18 protein-coding genes are annotated in these 17,024 nt (G+C 34.5%); 12 read left to right on the forward strand and 6 right to left on the reverse strand.

Annotated features, from left to right (window positions below; genetic code table 11):
* Nucleotides 1-45: 45 nt before the first annotated feature.
* Nucleotides 46-1,824, reverse strand: a complete 1,779-nt coding sequence (gene argS, locus EOD40_RS07045) for an arginine--tRNA ligase (protein ID WP_128194186.1) — start codon at nt 1,822-1,824, stop codon at nt 46-48.
* A 254-nt stretch (nt 1,825-2,078) separates the two neighbouring features.
* On the opposite strand from argS, the gene EOD40_RS07050 reads away from it, so the two are divergent.
* Entirely contained in the window at nt 2,079-4,448 is a 2,370-nt protein-coding gene (locus tag EOD40_RS07050; RefSeq protein WP_128194187.1) for a TonB-dependent receptor domain-containing protein, read from the forward strand.
* A 79-nt stretch (nt 4,449-4,527) separates the two neighbouring features.
* On the opposite strand, the gene EOD40_RS07055 is transcribed toward EOD40_RS07050, so the two are convergent.
* From EOD40_RS07055 to EOD40_RS07075, 5 genes are all read right to left on the reverse strand, one after another.
* On the reverse strand, nt 4,528-5,535 hold the full coding sequence (locus tag EOD40_RS07055) for a 3-oxoacyl-ACP synthase III family protein (RefSeq protein WP_128194188.1): 1,008 nt from the start codon (nt 5,533-5,535) through the stop codon (nt 4,528-4,530).
* Between the two features lie 93 nt (nt 5,536-5,628).
* Complete coding sequence (locus EOD40_RS07060) at nt 5,629-5,961, reverse strand: YegP family protein (protein WP_128194189.1); 333 nt, start codon at nt 5,959-5,961, stop codon at nt 5,629-5,631.
* Nucleotides 5,962-6,071: 110 nt separating this feature from the next.
* A complete protein-coding gene (locus EOD40_RS07065; RefSeq protein ID WP_128194190.1) occupies nt 6,072-7,019 on the reverse strand; it encodes an ABC transporter ATP-binding protein in 948 nt (315 codons plus the stop codon).
* Nucleotides 7,020-7,632: 613 nt separating this feature from the next.
* The gene (locus EOD40_RS07070) at nt 7,633-8,328 is read right to left on the reverse strand and encodes an OmpA family protein (RefSeq protein ID WP_128194191.1); all 696 of its coding nucleotides are present in this window, start codon (nt 8,326-8,328) and stop codon (nt 7,633-7,635) included.
* Between the two features lie 35 nt (nt 8,329-8,363).
* Complete coding sequence (locus tag EOD40_RS07075) at nt 8,364-8,840, reverse strand: lipocalin family protein (protein ID WP_128194192.1); 477 nt, start codon at nt 8,838-8,840, stop codon at nt 8,364-8,366.
* Nucleotides 8,841-9,022: 182 nt separating this feature from the next.
* On the opposite strand from EOD40_RS07075, the gene htpG reads away from it, so the two are divergent.
* The 11 genes from htpG (at nt 9,023) to EOD40_RS07125 (ending at nt 16,927) form a co-directional block, all read left to right on the forward strand.
* Complete coding sequence (htpG, locus tag EOD40_RS07080) at nt 9,023-10,909, forward strand: molecular chaperone HtpG (protein WP_128194193.1); 1,887 nt, start codon at nt 9,023-9,025, stop codon at nt 10,907-10,909.
* A 282-nt stretch (nt 10,910-11,191) separates the two neighbouring features.
* Nucleotides 11,192-11,626 (forward strand): hypothetical protein, encoded by a 435-nt coding sequence (locus EOD40_RS07085; RefSeq protein WP_128194194.1) that lies wholly within the window; start codon nt 11,192-11,194, stop codon nt 11,624-11,626.
* A 204-nt stretch (nt 11,627-11,830) separates the two neighbouring features.
* Nucleotides 11,831-12,136 (forward strand): GIY-YIG nuclease family protein, encoded by a 306-nt coding sequence (locus EOD40_RS07090; protein WP_128194195.1) that lies wholly within the window; start codon nt 11,831-11,833, stop codon nt 12,134-12,136.
* A gap of 253 nt (nt 12,137-12,389) precedes the next feature.
* The gene (locus EOD40_RS07095; protein ID WP_128194196.1) at nt 12,390-12,719 is read left to right on the forward strand and encodes a hypothetical protein; all 330 of its coding nucleotides are present in this window, start codon (nt 12,390-12,392) and stop codon (nt 12,717-12,719) included.
* 14 nt (nt 12,720-12,733) lie between these two features.
* Nucleotides 12,734-13,399 carry a hypothetical protein gene (locus tag EOD40_RS07100; protein WP_128194197.1) on the forward strand — a complete coding sequence of 222 codons (666 nt, stop codon included), beginning with the start codon at nt 12,734-12,736 and terminating at the stop codon, nt 13,397-13,399.
* Nucleotides 13,400-13,440: 41 nt separating this feature from the next.
* Complete coding sequence (locus tag EOD40_RS07105) at nt 13,441-14,034, forward strand: hypothetical protein (protein ID WP_128194198.1); 594 nt, start codon at nt 13,441-13,443, stop codon at nt 14,032-14,034.
* A 95-nt stretch (nt 14,035-14,129) separates the two neighbouring features.
* Nucleotides 14,130-14,531: a hypothetical protein gene (locus EOD40_RS07110; RefSeq protein WP_128194199.1), complete on the forward strand. Its 402-nt coding sequence runs from the start codon at nt 14,130-14,132 to the stop codon at nt 14,529-14,531.
* 6 nt (nt 14,532-14,537) lie between these two features.
* Complete coding sequence (locus EOD40_RS07115; protein ID WP_317127909.1) at nt 14,538-14,927, forward strand: YdeI/OmpD-associated family protein; 390 nt, start codon at nt 14,538-14,540, stop codon at nt 14,925-14,927.
* Between the two features lie 9 nt (nt 14,928-14,936).
* On the forward strand, nt 14,937-15,107 hold the full coding sequence (locus tag EOD40_RS18305; RefSeq protein WP_317127910.1) for a YdeI/OmpD-associated family protein: 171 nt from the start codon (nt 14,937-14,939) through the stop codon (nt 15,105-15,107).
* Between the two features lie 7 nt (nt 15,108-15,114).
* On the forward strand, nt 15,115-15,678 hold the full coding sequence (locus tag EOD40_RS07120) for a DUF4256 domain-containing protein (RefSeq protein WP_128194200.1): 564 nt from the start codon (nt 15,115-15,117) through the stop codon (nt 15,676-15,678).
* Between the two features lie 88 nt (nt 15,679-15,766).
* Entirely contained in the window at nt 15,767-16,927 is a 1,161-nt protein-coding gene (locus EOD40_RS07125) for a dipeptidase (RefSeq protein ID WP_128194201.1), read from the forward strand.
* The last annotated feature ends 97 nt before the right edge of the window (nt 16,928-17,024 follow it).

Here is a 17,024-nt window from a genome sequence, read left to right on the forward strand (position 1 = left end):
TAAACATAGAAACAACTTCAAAAAGAAGTCGTTTTTATCCTATAATTACATTCTTTCAGGAACATTAATCCCTAACAAACTAAAAGAAGCAGCAATAGTATCGGCTACTTTTTTAGACAATTGTACTCTGAATATTTTGGTATCCAAATCAGCTTCACCAAGAATTGGCACCGCCTGATAGAATGAATTGTATTCTTTTACCAAATCATAAGTATAATTGGCCAATAAAGCCGGACTGTGATTTTGGGCTCCATTTTGAATTACTTCCGGGAACAATTCCAATTGTTTAATCAATTCTTTTTCTTTTTCGTGCAAAGTTTCAACTTTAGAAACATTCGAAAAATCAAAATCAGCCTTTCTTATAATCGACTGGATTCTGGCATAAGTATATTGAATAAACGGTCCTGTGTTTCCGGCAAAATCAACTGATTCTTCAGGATTAAACAAAATACGTTTTTTAGGATCTACTTTTAAGATATAGTATTTCAAAGCACCAAGACCAATAGTCTTGAACAATTTTGCTTTTTCTTCTTCTGAATAACCGTCTAACTTCCCTAATTCTTCAGAGATTTTTTGAGCCGTATCGGTCATTTCCTGCATCAAATCATCGGCATCAACTACGGTTCCTTCACGGGATTTCATTTTTCCGGAAGGCAAATCCACCATCCCATAAGACAAATGGAATAGATTTTCAGACCAGTCAAAACCTAGTTTTTTCAAGATTAAGAACAACACTTTAAAATGATAATCCTGCTCATTTCCTACGGTATATACCATTCCGCCTACATCCGGATAATCTTTTACACGCTGGATTGCCGTTCCAATATCCTGAGTCATATACACTGCGGTTCCGTCAGAACGCAGTACAATTTTACGGTCTAAACCTTCAGCAGTCAAATCAATCCAAACCGAACCGTCAGGATCTTTTTCGAAAATCCCTTTTTCCAAGCCTATTTGAACCACATCTTTACCTAACAAATAGGTATTGCTTTCGTAGTAATAACTATCAAAATCAACGCCCATACTTTTGTAAGTTGCAGCAAATCCATCATAAACCCATTGGTTCATGGTTTTCCAAAGCTCAACCACTTCTTCATCACCGGCTTCCCATTTGCGAAGCATATCTTGTGCTTCCAGAATAATTGGTGCTTGCTTTTTAGCTTCTTCTTCAGTTTTTCCCTGAGCCATTAATTGGTTGATTTCTTCTTTGTAAGCCTTATCAAAAGCCACATAAAAATTCCCCACTAATTTATCGCCTTTTAATCCCGTTGATTCCGGAGTCTGGTCTTTACCAAATTTTTGCCAGGCCAACATCGACTTACAGATATGAATTCCTCTATCGTTGATGATTTGGGTTTTATATACTTTTTTACCCGAAGCTTTGATAATTTCAGCTACCGAATAACCTAATAAATTATTACGAACGTGACCTAAATGCAACGGTTTATTGGTGTTTGGAGAAGAATATTCAACCATTACCGCCTTGTCTTCGGGATTTGGAGTCACAAAACCATATTTGACATTATCTTTAATTCCGTTGAAAAAATTCAAATAATGCGCATCTGAAATCACAATATTCAAAAAACCGGAAACCACGTTAAATTTGGATACCTCAGCAACATTATCCACTAAATAGTTTCCTATTTTATTTCCTAATTCAACGGGATTACTTTTTATGATTTTCAACAAAGGGAAAATTACCATGGTAATATCGCCTTCAAATTCCTTACGTGTGGCCTGAAATTCTATTTTATCAACTGTTGTATCAAATAAAACCTGAATTGCATTTTGTATAGATGGCGTAAGCGTTTGTGATAATGTCATTTTGTATATGAATTTATAAAGTGCGCAAAGATAGTTATTATACGGTAATTGGGAAATTGGAAAACAAGATAATTTCCCGTACAACCATTCGCCTTTATTATGCGTCTTAAAGATGTAGAAACACTGACGTTTTTGACTATTACAAAATAAATTTTACTTTTTGTAAAAAAATAGTACCTTGTATTACATAATACTATCTAAAAAACACATACCTTTGTTTCAATCATTTAAAAAAATAACCAAACCGCATAATCATGAAAATCAAATTAATCTTAGTTTGCTTATTCGTAAACCTAATTTCGATAGGAGCACAAAACTCTGCACCATTGATTACTACTATCAAACCGGGAAGCATTAGTGGAAAAGTAGTCGACAAAAAAACAAACCAACCACTGCCTTATGTAAATATAATTGTGAAGGAAAACGACAAAATCATTTCGGGTGCTATTACTTCTGAAAAAGGAACTTTTCATATAAAAAGCCTTGAATTAACAAAATACAACATAGAATTCCAATTTATAGGCTACAAAACCATTTCCACTCCAATAACTCTTACTGCAAAAAATTCAGATGTAAATCTCAATACAATTGTTTTAGAAGAAGATGCTATTGAGTTAAAAAGTGTCGAGATTGTCAGTGAAAAATCGACAATAGAACAAAAAATCGATCGAAAAGTAATTAATGTGGGGAAGGATTTAATTTCAGCGGGATCAACAGCTGCTGAAATTATGAACAACATTCCATCGGTTAGTGTTGACCAACAAACCAACGCCATCAGTCTTAGGGGAAATCCTAATGTTAGAGTTTTAATTGACGGCAAACCTACTACCATAGATACAGCCCAATTACTACAACAAATACCATCTTCATCTATTAAACAAATAGAATTAATCACTAATCCATCTGCCAAATACAATCCGGAAGGAATGAGCGGAATTATAAACATTGTTTTAAATAAAAACACTAAAATAGGTCTAAACGGAAGTATTAATAACGGAGTAACCTTTGGTATAACACCAAAATTAAACTCATCTGTTGATATGAATTACCGTAATGGAAAAATCAACTGGTTTGCTAATTATGGTTTAAACACGGGAAAACGTACCAATTACGGTTTTATAAACACCACCGAAACCGGATTGGAAGATTTTCAAAACTATACTTTTACCCGTAACAACACTTCGCAACTAGCCAAAATAGGTTTAGACATTTATCTCAATGAAAAAAATACTTTGTCATTTTATACCAACCAAAACATATTTAAAGGGAAATCAGGTTCATTGTCAACAATTGATTTCGTAACCGATTCAAAAGCTGACATTAACCAAACATTCAACAACAAGGTTGACAATTATTCCCAAACCTACAATTTAGACTATAAAAAGAATTTTAAAAAAGAAGGGCATAATATCGAACTGGAAGTTAATTATTCTGACGGAGACAATAAAGAGGATGCAACTTATAGCGACCCAAAAACCAATTATGTTACCAATAAAAGAAACAATACTTTAATCAATTTAGATTACGTCAATCCACTATCGGAAACCCTAAAATTAGAATTAGGTTTAGAAAGCCGAATCGAAAATGCACGCAATAAATTATTATCGAGCAAAGACAACTCCGACTCCGACTTTAAATTCTCCCGAAATATTTATTCAGGATATGCCACTATTGGTAAACAATGGAAAAAATGGAGCTCACAACTGGGAACAAGAATAGAAAAATACGACGCTATTGCCAATTTCAACAAAGAAAGCGAAACCCCAGCCGAATTCAATAACGACATTTTAACCTTATGTCCTTCCGGATTTTTAAACTATACACCTTCTGAAAAAAACTCATTCAACTTAAGCTTTTCAAGAAGAGTGGATAGACCAAGCATTGGCCAACTGAATCCAATTAGAGATTGGAGTACCCCGCAAATAGACTCAGAAGGAAACCCAAATCTTCGTCCTCAGTTTACCAATTCTTACGAACTAAATTACACCCGAAAAACAAAAATAGGCTCAATAACCACCGGGATTTTCTACAGAAGAATCAATAATGAAATCACAAGAACTTTAGTCGAAAATCCAAACGACAACTCTAAACAAATTTTATCTTATGCCAATCTGGATGGCAACAACGCCTATGGATTTGAATCTTCGGCTAATTTAGATTTCACAAAATGGCTGAGCAGCAATATAAGTGTAGATGCTTATAACAAAACAATTAGAGGCGTAGTTTCAGGTAAATTTCTCGAAGCCAATGTGACAGCCTTTAATGCACGAATGAACAATACCTTCAAAGCATCAAAAAATTTACGTTTCCAATTTTCAGCCATGTATCAGGGAAAGGATTTAACCTTACAAATGCTGGGCAAACCCATGTGGAAAATGGATTTAGGTTCGAGCCTGAACGTTTTAAAAGGAGCCGGAACATTTACTGTTAGATATAGCGATATTTTTAAAACGATGCGCTATCGCTTTACATCAGAATATCCTAAAGAACAATACGGACAATTTAACTGGGAAAGCCGATCCGCTTATATTGGTTTCAATTATAGATTTGGAAGCGGTAAAAACAAAGCGGTTCAGAGAAAAACAAGGGATCAAAACGAAAGCCAGGGTGGTGGCGTTTTATAATATAGTTTTTAATAGTTTGTTGCAAAAGAAAAGCCCGAAGTATACCAACTTCGGGCTTTTCGATTTAAAACCAAAAAGATTACCATTTAATAATGGCGCTTGCCCAGGTAAATCCGCTACCAAAAGCAGCCAAAACAACAGTATCTCCTGATTTTATTTTGCCGAGTTCCCAGGCTTCAGTCAATGCAATAGGAATCGAAGCCGCGGTTGTATTACCGTATTTTTGCAGGTTATTATACACCTGATCGTCATTCAACTCAAATTTCTTCTGGATGTATTGGGATATCCTCAAATTAGCCTGATGTGGAATCAGCATATCAATATCGGAAACTTTTAAGTTATTGGCTTCTAAACCTTCATTAATCACTTCAGCAAAACGAACTACGGCATTTTTAAATACGAATTGCCCGTTCATGTATGGAAAATAACTCTCGTCATTGGGATCATTATCGGCTAAAATATCATTTACCCAACGTCCGCCCATTCCGGGAGCTGTTAAGGCTAATTCTTCGGCATGGATTCCTTCAGAATGCAAATGAGTAGAGAGAATCCCTTTCGATAAATCTTCTTCGCGACTCAACACAGCCGCACCTGCCCCATCTCCAAAAATCACCGAAACACCACGTCCTCTGGTTGTCATGTCTAATCCTGATGATTGTACTTCAGAACCGATGACCAGGATATTCTTGTACATTCCTGTTTTGATATACTGGTCGGCAACCGAAAGTGCATAAACAAAACCCGAACATTGATTTCTGACATCTAATGCCCCTACCGTTCTCAAGCCTAAATCTCTTTGGACTAAAACTCCCGGTCCAGGAAAATAATAATCGGGACTTAAGGTTGCAAAAACAATAAAATCGATATCTTCTTTGGCAATTCCGGAACGTTCAATAGCAATTTTAGCTGCCTTCACTCCCATTGTCGTGGTGGTATCTTCTCCCTTAATGATGTGCCTGCGTTCCTGAATTCCGGTTCTCTCCTGAATCCATTCATCATTGGTATCCATGATTTTTGACAAATCGTCATTAGTAACCACATTGGAAGGCACATAAAAACCTAAACCCGAAATTTTTGAATGATACATATTTTACTTTTTTTACATTAACACCTAAGATATTAAATATAATAAAAAAACCAGTCTAAAACTGGTTTACCTATTCAATTGTATTTATTTAAATCAACTTGTTTGATCATCTACGACTCCATCGGGCGCATTTTTCTTTACTGATTCAATGCCGTTTTCTCTGGAAGCAATTGACTCATACATTTCACTATTTCCAATAATCTGACCATTGGTCGCTTTCAAATTAAAATAAAATTTTCCGTTAGATGATTCTTTACGTTCAAATCGACCGTCTTCCTGAGAATTTTTTCTAACCGATTCAATTCCATTATCACAAGCTGCTTTGGTTGTATACCCCTCACTTGCTAAAATTGTCTGGCCATTGCCCGCTTTCAGATTAAACTGAAGCTCACCGTTAACTCTTTTTGTAATTACAAATTTTCCCATTTTTTTAAAATTTTAATTTATAATCTCTATTTATCTAAAAATCAAAACTTTTTAGTTTTTTTTCATTAGCGAAACTAAAAATACTAAAAAAAGTAATGCAAAAATTTTAATTAAAAATCAAAATTCAAAGAAACAGTTGTATTATTAACTAATTCAGTATCATGCTCAAAGAAAATCACTTTTCTATCAAAAACGGCTTTGATAAGATAATAACCACCTTTAAAATAAGATTGTTTGACCAGAGCATTTATCAAACCTTTTTCGGCTACTTTTAATTGGTGTGGATAAAGTAAAACCGAATCATCAGCACCGTCAACAGCTATGAGTTGGGATAATTTCAGTTCGTTTACTTCCCCAAAAAGCGAAGCCACATATTTATTTATAGGATTGTTATATAAATTATACGAATCGGCTTTATCGACCATTTTTCCGTTTTGCAACACAATAGTTTCGTCAGCAAAAGAAAGCGCATCAGTACTATCATGCGTAGCCACAATACAGGTAATTTCTTTTGCTTTTAGGTAAGCAAACAAATTGCGTCGCAACGCATTTTTTCTAAAATTATCAATATGACTAAAGGGTTCATCCAATAATAAAACTTCAGGTTCTAAAGCTAAAACTCTCGCTAAAGCCACACGTTGTTGCTGACCTCCGCTCAGGTATTTTGCTTTCACATCGGCAAACTCCGACATTTCCACAATTTCCAGCAGTTCTTTGACACGTGCTTTTTTAATTTCAGGAAAAATATTCGACAAATATTTCCCCACATTCTCCGCCACCGTAATATAAGGCATCAAATCAAAATCCTGAGACAGATATTTCATAAAAGGCATTCCTGGAACCAGATTAAAACTAGTTCCTAAAACCTCGGTTTCATTCCAAAAAATCTGTCCTTCATCTAAGTCATACAATCCGTAAATCAGTTTTAACAAAGTGCTTTTACCACAACCACTTTCGCCAATTACAGCAATATTTTGTCCTTTTTCTACAGAGAAATGAATATTTTGAACCACTGGTTTTTCGGTATAACCAAAGGAGATATTTTGAACTTGAAGCATTTTTAAAAGAATGTTTTTTGAGATTGCAAAGATAGATTTCTTTGGTATAAAAAAAGAGGCGAATTTAGAAATATCTTTTAGAATAATCTTTTATCGCATCAAACTATCATATCGAGCGAAATCAAAAACTATGTCATTAATTTCAAGGAGTGTGTTCGATGAGTAATTTTTATTCTAAAAACAATATAAACGTCATTTTTTCCGAGTTTCAACTGTCCTTAGCTTTCGCAGTCGAGTGTCAAATGTTTGAAGAATGCGTAAAAAGAAAATCTGTTTGAGCGTAGCGAGTTATTTTCTTTTAGCATTCGAAAACTAATTTGACCGACGAGGAAGCGTAAGACTTGATTTTTTTGTTTCTTTTTTGATCAAGCAAAAAAGAAATTTGATAAATCTAATTTTCTCTTTTAATAAAAACGTCAATAGTAGTTGCGCCAGAACATTTTTAGCCAGTATAGAGAAACCTAGTTTATATAAAGCTTCTCGATACAATTCTAAATGATAAAGCTATCGCATTATCATTTAGAATCACTCCTTTAGATTTGTTTTTATTATAAAAAAAAGGTCGTTCGGCTATAAAAACGAAACGACCTTTATAATTTAAAAAAGTGCTTTATTATTTAGCAGCTTCTTTTTCAGCATCCGCTTTCATTTTAGCATTTGCAACAATTGCAAATTCTACACGACGGTTTTGACTTCTACCTTCTGCTGTATCGTTAGTAGCAATTGGATCAGCAATTCCCATTCCCTGAATTGTAAATCTACTTGCTGCAAGTCCTTTGCTTGCCAGATAACTTTTAACTGATGCAGCACGTTCTCCTGAAAGTTTCAAGTTGTAATCAGCAGGACCAGTACTATCAGTATATCCAAAAATAGTAATATCAGTATCCGGATATTCGTCAAAAACAGCAACTAATTTATCTAGATTGGCTTTTGCAGCAGCAGTTAAAGTCGATTTGTTTGTATCAAAACGCACTGCATTTTCGTTTAAAACTAATTGAATTCCTTCACCAACTCTTTTTACCTCAGCACCCGGAATAGCCTGGTCAATTTGTCTGGCTTGTTTGTCCATTTTGCTACCGATAACACCTCCGGCAACTCCACCTACAACTCCACCAATAACAGCTCCCATAGCGCCTTTTCCACCTTTTCCAAGGTTATTTCCCAAGATTCCTCCAAGAAGAGCACCTCCGGCAGCTCCAATAGCAGCTCCTCTTTGTGTTTTATTTGTGTTTTTTACTGCTTCACAGCTTGTGAAAATTGACCCCACAACCATTACTAAAGCTAATGCTAATACCGATATATTTTTCATAATTATCTTTTTTATTGTTTATTAAAATCCTGGAATTAGTTTACACGTTGGAATTGGTAAACCACATCTGTTAATTTTCCTCCAACATTGATTTTGTCAATCAACTGGAAAGAACTTTCTGTTAAATTAGCCACGTGTAAAACATAACCATCTCTCACTTTTTTGGCTTTTTCACCAGCATCTAAAATTTTCAAAACAAACTCTCCGTTAGAATTTACAAACCAAGTAATTGGCGAACTAAAAACAGGACAATCGTACTTTGTCAAAGCCATAGTTCCTTTGTTATTGTTAGAAACAAACTTCCAAGTACTTCCTTCAAAACATTTTGAATCAGCCAATTGGAAAGAATTCACTTTAATGTATTCTGAACCCGGATATGAAACAGAACTAATTACCCAATTTCCTTTTACACCAGTTTGAATTCCCCTGTCTAACTTAGTAGCCGTAACTGAAGACGTTTTGCAAGAAAATAATGCTAGCGCAATTGCTGTAACAAAAAATATTTTTTTCATCATTTTATCGTTTTAATATTAAACTTAGGCAAAGATACAATCTAACTTACAGATTTTGTTTCAAAATGTTGTTATTTTATTACAAAATTTATGGTTAAGACAATTTGTCACCCCGATTCGAATTGGTACTTTATTTGAAGAAACCGTAACTGATTGTAAAACATTATAAATAAATTTTAAATATGACAACTGGAAAAATTAACGTTTCAGTGGAAAATATCTTTCCACTTATCAAAAAGTTCTTATACAACGATCACGAGATCTTTTTACGTGAATTAATTTCGAATGGAACAGATGCAACATTAAAATTAAAACACCTGACCAATATTGGCGAAGCCAAAGTAGAATATGGCAATCCAATACTTGAGGTAAAAATTGACAAAGAGGGTAAAAAGCTCCACATCATTGACCAGGGAATCGGAATGACATCAGAAGAGGTTGAAAAATACATCAACCAACTGGCTTTTTCAGGTGCCGAGGAATTCCTGGAAAAATACAAAGACACTGCTAAAGATTCAGGAATTATTGGTCATTTTGGTCTTGGTTTCTACTCTGCTTTTATGGTCGCTTCTAAGGTGGAAATTATCACTAAATCATACAAAGACGAGCCGGCAGCACACTGGACTTGCGACGGAAGTCCTGAATTCTCTTTAGAACCAGCTGACAAAACGACTCGCGGAACTGAAATTATCCTTCACATTGCCGAAGATTCATTAGAATTCTTAGAAGATTTCAAAATCAGAGAATTGCTGAACAAATACAATAAGTTCATGCCAATTCCGATTAAATTTGGAACAACAACAGAAACACTTCCTAAACCGGAAGATGCTCCTGAAGATTATACTACAGAAACTATTGAAGTTGACAACATCATCAACAACCCAAATCCAGCCTGGACAAAACAACCGGCCGATTTAAATGAGGAAGATTACAAAGCTTTCTACCACGAATTGTACCCAATGCAATTTGAAGAGCCTTTATTCAACATTCATTTAAATGTAGATTATCCATTCAACCTTACCGGAATTTTATATTTCCCAAAATTAGGTTCGGATATGCAAATCCAAAAAGACAAAATCCAATTGTACCAAAATCAGGTTTTTGTTACCGATAACGTAGAAGGAATTGTACCTGAATTCCTGATGATGCTTCGCGGAGTAGTGGATTCTCCGGATATTCCTTTGAACGTTTCCCGTTCAGGATTGCAGGCAGATGGTGCGGTGAAGAAAATTTCGAACTACATTACCCGTAAAGTTGCCGATAAACTAAAATCATTATTCAACGAAAACCGTGAGGATTTCGAATCAAAATGGAACGACATCAAAATCGTTTTGGAATACGGAATGCTTTCGGAAGATAAATTCTACGAAAAAGCTGGTGCTTTTGTATTGTACCCAACAGTAGATGACAAATATTACACTCTTGAGGAATTAAAAGAAAACCTGAAAGACGCGCAAACCGACAAAGACGGAAAACTGGTTGTTTTATACGCCGGAAACAAAGAAGCTCAACATTCTTATATCGAAATTGCGAAAGAAAAAGGATACCAGGTATTGCTTTTAGACTCGCCAATTATCTCGCATTTAATTCAAAAATTAGAAAACGACAATAAAGATTTGACTTTCGTTCGTGTGGATTCTGACCATATTGACAACCTTATCAAAAAAGACGAAGTTGTAATTTCTAAATTGTCTGAAGACCAGCAAAACAACCTGAAATCAGCTGTTGAAGCGGTAGTTAATAAACAAACGTACACAGTTCAACTGGAAGCTCTTGACAGCCAGGCGGCACCATTTATCATCACGCAACCGGAATTCATGCGTAGAATGAAAGAAATGAGCCAAACCGGTGGTGGCGGAATGTTCGGAATGGGCAACATGCCGGAAATGTACAATTTGGTGGTGAATACTAATTCGCCTTTGGCTTCAACTATCCTGAATACCGAAGACAAAACTAATCAGGAGCACCTGGTAAAACAAGCTTTAGATTTAGCTAAACTATCCCAAAACCTGTTAAAAGGAGAAGCCCTGACTACTTTCGTAAAACGTAGTTTTGAGATGATTAAGTAAGCATCAAATAAACAGAATTAATACTTAAGACCTGCAAGTGAAAACTTGCGGGTCTTTTTTTGTTTTAGGAGCAGTAGAATTGGTTTTCCAGAAGTACTTTCCTCCTGCTATCCGCTACAATCTCTTGTACCGCTTTCGCTATACAAGGGGATTTCCACTACTATCAGGGCTAAAAATAAGGTTCAATTTCCAAAATAACTTTTGTAAGAATATTTTAATATATTTGATTCTCCAATTTACAAGACTAGTCCTCTATAAATTGATAAACTTAAAGAATCGATTATGAAACGTATTTTAATATTAGTTCTAATAGTTCTATTTTCATCTTGTAATACTTACTATTATATTTCTAACACTGAAGATATTTATTTATATAATACCCCAGATAAAAATGACTCTAGCAAAGAAATAACTCTAATACCTAAAGGAACATATTATTATACAACGATAGTTAAAAAACGATTTAGAAAAGCTAAATACGGTAACTTAAATGGATACATTTATAATCCCTATTTTGACAACCCTTATTATACACCAAATTCAAAAGTTTCTGTATCGAACTCGTCAATAAAAAACAACTCTACAACAAACAATTCAACATACAATTATTCTTCTACAAGCTATGACCGACCCAAAACTGTAAATGTTAAAGGTTATTATAGAAAAAATGGAACATATGTAAAACCACATACCAGAAGCGCTCCAAGAAGAAAATAAATTTAACATTAGCGCGGATTTACAAACCGGATCCCCAACAATGAGCAACTTTGTAGAATTACTAAATGAGATTGCTTCGTTCCTCGCAATGACTACTAAGCAGTTTAAGTCATTGCGAGCGATAGCGAAGCAATCTCACTAAAAAGAGTAAATCTAGTCTTAAAATGCAATTACATCGCTAGCCTATCAATAAAACTAAAAAAGATGAAACCAGGATTTGTCTATATCATTACCAATAAATATCAAACGGTAGTTTATGTTGGTGTCACATCAAATCTTCCACAAAGAATTATAGAACATAAAAACAAGAAATATCCAAAATCATTTTCAGCTAGATACGATATAAACATATTAGTTTACTATGAACAATTTCAATGGATTGAAGATGCTATAGCTCGTGAAAAACAAATAAAAGCGGGTTCAAGGGCTGCCAAAAACAAATTGATTCAATCTATCAATCCAAAATGGACAGATTTATTTGACGAAATTAAAGATATAATGACTGAATAATATCTATTTTTAAATTTAAAACTATGCCAGCAACAATAACTACTTTGTCAAATTACTGGATGAGATTCTCCTTCGTCGAAATGACAAGATTGCGAATAGAAATCACAACTTGATACAGTCTGCAACGGGAAATGTTTTCGCATAAATGTTTTAAAAAGTTCGTTTACACGTCGGCGAGGAATTAGGTATAGTAAAATCACAAATGGATACAAAATAGCTTAATAGATAACTAATTTTAAAGAATAGTAACTACATGATATATATAATATCTTTATTTTTTCTTTTACTTTCGCCATTGCTTTTCCAGTTAATCTTTGGAATCAAAGCTATTAAAGACTCCATCTCTTTAAGTTTTTTAGAAGTAATTTTAATAAGTTCACTTGGACATGTGGCTTTTGCAATTATAAATCTTGAACTAATGGGTGAATCATTAAAACATGCAACTCATAAATGTGGAATGGCTTGGCTCGCTGTTTTAATGATGGAATACTTAGTTGGATTCGTATTATTAATCGTGATTCTCATACAACTATACATCCAATATCGCAAGAATAAATCCAATGAAGAAGGAAATGCAAATTAAACACTAAAAAACCAATGAAAACAATACAAGTCTTTCTTACAACATTTTTCGCAACAATAGTATTTGGACAAAATGGACAAAGAAAAAATCCATCTGATTTTATACCTAAAGGCTATGTGCTTTTTGAAAAAATCAATGGCGATTTAGACAAAGATGGTCTAGAAGATTGTGTACTTATTATTAAAGGCACTGATAAAAGTAAATTTTTCAAACATGAATATCACGGAGAATTAGACCGAAACCGAAGGGGTATTATCATTTTATTTAACAAAAAAGACCATTATGAATTGGCTTCAAAAAACTACAATTGTTTCTCTTCTGAAAATGAAGATGGTGGCGTTTATTTCCCTCCCGATTTAAGTGTTCTAATAGAAAAAGGAAACTTGATTATGCATTACGGGCATGGTAGATATGGCTATTGGAAATATACTTTTCGATATAAAAACGCTGATTTTGATTTAATCGGTTATGACATTAGCAATGGCGGAGCAATAATTAGCGATGAAACTAGCATTAATTTCCTAACTAAAAAGAAACTGCAAAGAGTAAACGTAAACAAGAACGATGACGGTGGTCAGGAAATTTTTAAAGACAGCTGGAAAACCATCAAGCAAAATCCACTCATCAAACTATCTGAGGTTAAAGATTTTGACGAACTCTATTTAGAAGATTACAAATAAAACATTTACCAATAAAAGAAGTAAACCAAAAACCAACCTAAATGAAATCAAAACTATTTTTTTTAACATTATTTTTATGTGTTTCTCAATCAAATTATAGTCAAAAACTAGAATATGGAGCAATGCTCAATCTAGAAAGAACAACGCTTTCTGTACCTAATGGAGAATACACTATTTACTCTAATGGAGGTTACAGCGAAGGAGCTACATCAACTGGAAAAAGAACAAATATCGGAATTGGGGCATTTGCAACCTATCAAATTATAGAAGATGTCTTTGATGTGGGGTGCGAATTATTTTATGACAACACTTCTTCTCAAAAAGTGGATCAAAGTTTTCAAGCCTTTAATTTAGTTCCCTTTCTAAGAGTCCAACTAGCGAGAAACATTTATTTTAGCTTAGGAGGTGGAACTGGTTTTATACTTAATTCACCTCAATTTGAAAACAATACCTATAAATCTAAAAAAATTGATTTTATTGGAAAAGCATCTTTGGGTTATAACATTAAAAATTATTGCACCTTAGAACTTGGTTTTTATCCACCTGTCACCTCTGTAGTTGAAAATTATTTAAATAGACAGAAAACATATTTAGGAATCAAAATCCCATTAAACAAGTATTTTCGAGATAAATAAAATTTCCCGATAGCACGGATTTGCAATCCGTGCCCACAAGCTGGCGAGCGTTATGCATGTGCACTCAAAGAATAATTAGAAAATGAAAACAGTTAATGAAAACAACACTAGTCCTTCTAACAACATTTTTCTCAACAATAATATTTGGACAAAATCAATCAGGAAAAATCATTTTAATATCAAGTGGACAACTTTCAGAATATGAAACTGTTACAATTAACGATATCAATTTTGATTTAGTTATGAACAGCATTCACGATACAATTTATATTCAAACAATGGAACCTAAATTTGTAACTAAAGAAGGATATCATGTAGGAAAACAATTTACAGAATTACCTATTACAATTCAACAAAACTTAATCAGATATCCAGGTTGGGGCTATTTCTACAAATTAGCTTCAGGTTGGTCAATTGCATTTTTTGAGGGAAAAACTCGTACAGACAGTTATCCTAATGCGAATTCAAAAATCAAGTTGATCTTTAAACGAAAATAAAACCTAATGCACGAAAAACCTACCTTATACTTTAAAAACGCTTCCGAATGGAGAGCCTGGCTTCATGAAAACCACAGTAGTCACAAGGCGGTGTATTTGATTTTTTACAGGGTGGCACATGAAGCCGAAAGTATGCGTTGGGAAGAAGCCGTTAAAGTGGCTATTTGTTATGGCTGGATAGATTCTACGGTTAAAAAACTGGATGAAGACCGAAGACAACAACTTTTTACTCCCAGAAAAGACAAAAGTGTTTGGAGCAAGCTAAACAAAACCTACATCGAAGAACTAACTGCTGCCAATTTAATGCACGAAAGTGGATTGAAAAAAGTTGAAACCGCTAAGAAAAACGGTTTCTGGGAAAGTTTAGATTCGGTTGAAAACTTAGAAATCCCTTAAGATTTACAAATGGCTTTTGCTAAAAATCCAGTTGCTTTTTCTAATTATGAAAACTTTAGTAAATCCTATAAAAAAAATTATTTACATTGGTTAAACCAAGCCAAAAGAGTAGAAACAAGACAGAACAGAATTGCTCAAATAATTGACTTGTGCGAGCGAAACTGTAAAGCAAGACAATAAACATTTTATGACTATGGGAAATAAGTTATCAGCAACAGACTCTAAAACCTTAATAGAAATACTAAAAGCCCGTTTTGAGAAAAACAGCAACCGTCATGAAGGTTTGGAATGGGATAAAGTTCAGGCTAAGTTGGAAGCAAATCCTGAAAAACTCTGGTCACTAAATGAAATGGAAAGAACGGGCGGCGAACCTGATGTTGTCAATTATGATAAAAATACAGACGAATACATTTTTTATGATTGTTCAGCTGAAAGTCCAAAAGAGCGCAGAAGCCTTTGTTATGACCGTCAGGCACTGGATTCCCGAAAAGAAAATAAACCTAAAAACAACGTTATAGATGTAGCTGCTGCCATGGGCATTACACTTTTATCAGAAGAACAATACCAGGAATTGCAAAAACTGGGGAATTTCGATACAAAAACCTCGAGTTGGATTGAAACTCCTGCCGAAATCAGGAAACTGGGTGGCGCCATCTTTGCTGATTTCCGTTACGGGAACGTATTTATCTACCACAACGGTGCCGAATCTTATTATGCCGCCAGGGGATTCCGTGGGGCTTTAAAGGTTTAATTACAGATTTTCTCTCAGATAGAATTATTAGGATTAAACTTTATTAGCAATCCAGAGTCCAACTTAAAATTTTTCAAATTTAAAGTTTATGAGTAATAGCAATTCCAAATGGTCAAGACGAAAATTCATTATCAATCTATCTGGTGCAACTGCGGTACTTTATGCCAGTCCGATGCTGGCTTTTGATAATGATACCCAAGAAACTAAAATAGCCAGAATCATAGCTAAAACCATAGGAATTGACACTCACAATCATATTGATGTTCCCTTTAAAATAGCAGATTTTAAGAATCAAAAATATGATTTAGCCACCGAAATAAAAAAATCCGGTTTATCGGCTATATGCATGACCTTTTCGGTAGATCGTCCTAATTTAACCCAGGAAGGAGAAGCTTACCAACGATTCCTGAACAGTTTAGACGAAATGGATGCTGTCCTAAAAGACAACAATATGGAACGCGCACTAAGCCTGGCCAATTTGAAAAAAGCGCATAAAAAAAATAAGCCTATTGCTATTCAGTCGATAGAAGGAGGTCATTTTTTAGAAGGACATCTCGAACGACTCGAACTAGCTTACCATAGAGGATTAAGACATTTAGGATTGCTTCACGACAATCAATCTTCGGTGCCTATAGGAGACATTTATACTAATCCGCCACAATTTGGTGGACTAACTGAATTTGGCAAACAAATTATTACCGAAGCCAATAAACTGGGGATTCTTCTGGATCTTACCCATGCAAGCAATGACGCTATTAATGATTCTCTTGCAATTTCGACCAAGCCTATCCTAATTTCCCATACCGGTCTTGATAGTCAATTAGGCAAAAATGAAAGAATGGCAAAAATGATGAAACCAAGACTTATCAGCAAAGAACAAGCTAAAATTGTGGCTAATGCAGGTGGTGTAATAGGAGTTTGGACACATCTCGCCGATTCACCATTAGAATATGCCCATAACATAAAAGCTATGGTTGATGTCGTTGGCATAGACCATGTGTGCATTGGCACCGATACTAAAATGGCTACGGCTAATTATCCTGCTTCTGAAAATACCAACAATGGTGAAGCCAACAAAAAGAGGGAACGAATTGGTGAAAAAACAAATTCAGCCTGGGAAAATCAGAAAGAAGGCTTTTTCTATAGCGTGGTAAGTGCTTTGCTGGAAACAGGTTTTAACGAAGACGAAATCATAAAAATTGGAGGAGCTAACTATTGCCGAATATTTGACGAAGCAACAAGGCTTTAGTTAATTAGGCTTTTTGCCGTTACTTCGAGTGATTTTAAATAATAATGCGATAGCCTATATTATTTAAAATTGTATCGAGAAGCTTTATCTAAAAAAA

The sequence above is a fragment of the Flavobacterium sufflavum genome (assembly GCF_004016525.1).
Taxonomy (GTDB): domain Bacteria; phylum Bacteroidota; class Bacteroidia; order Flavobacteriales; family Flavobacteriaceae; genus Flavobacterium; species Flavobacterium sufflavum.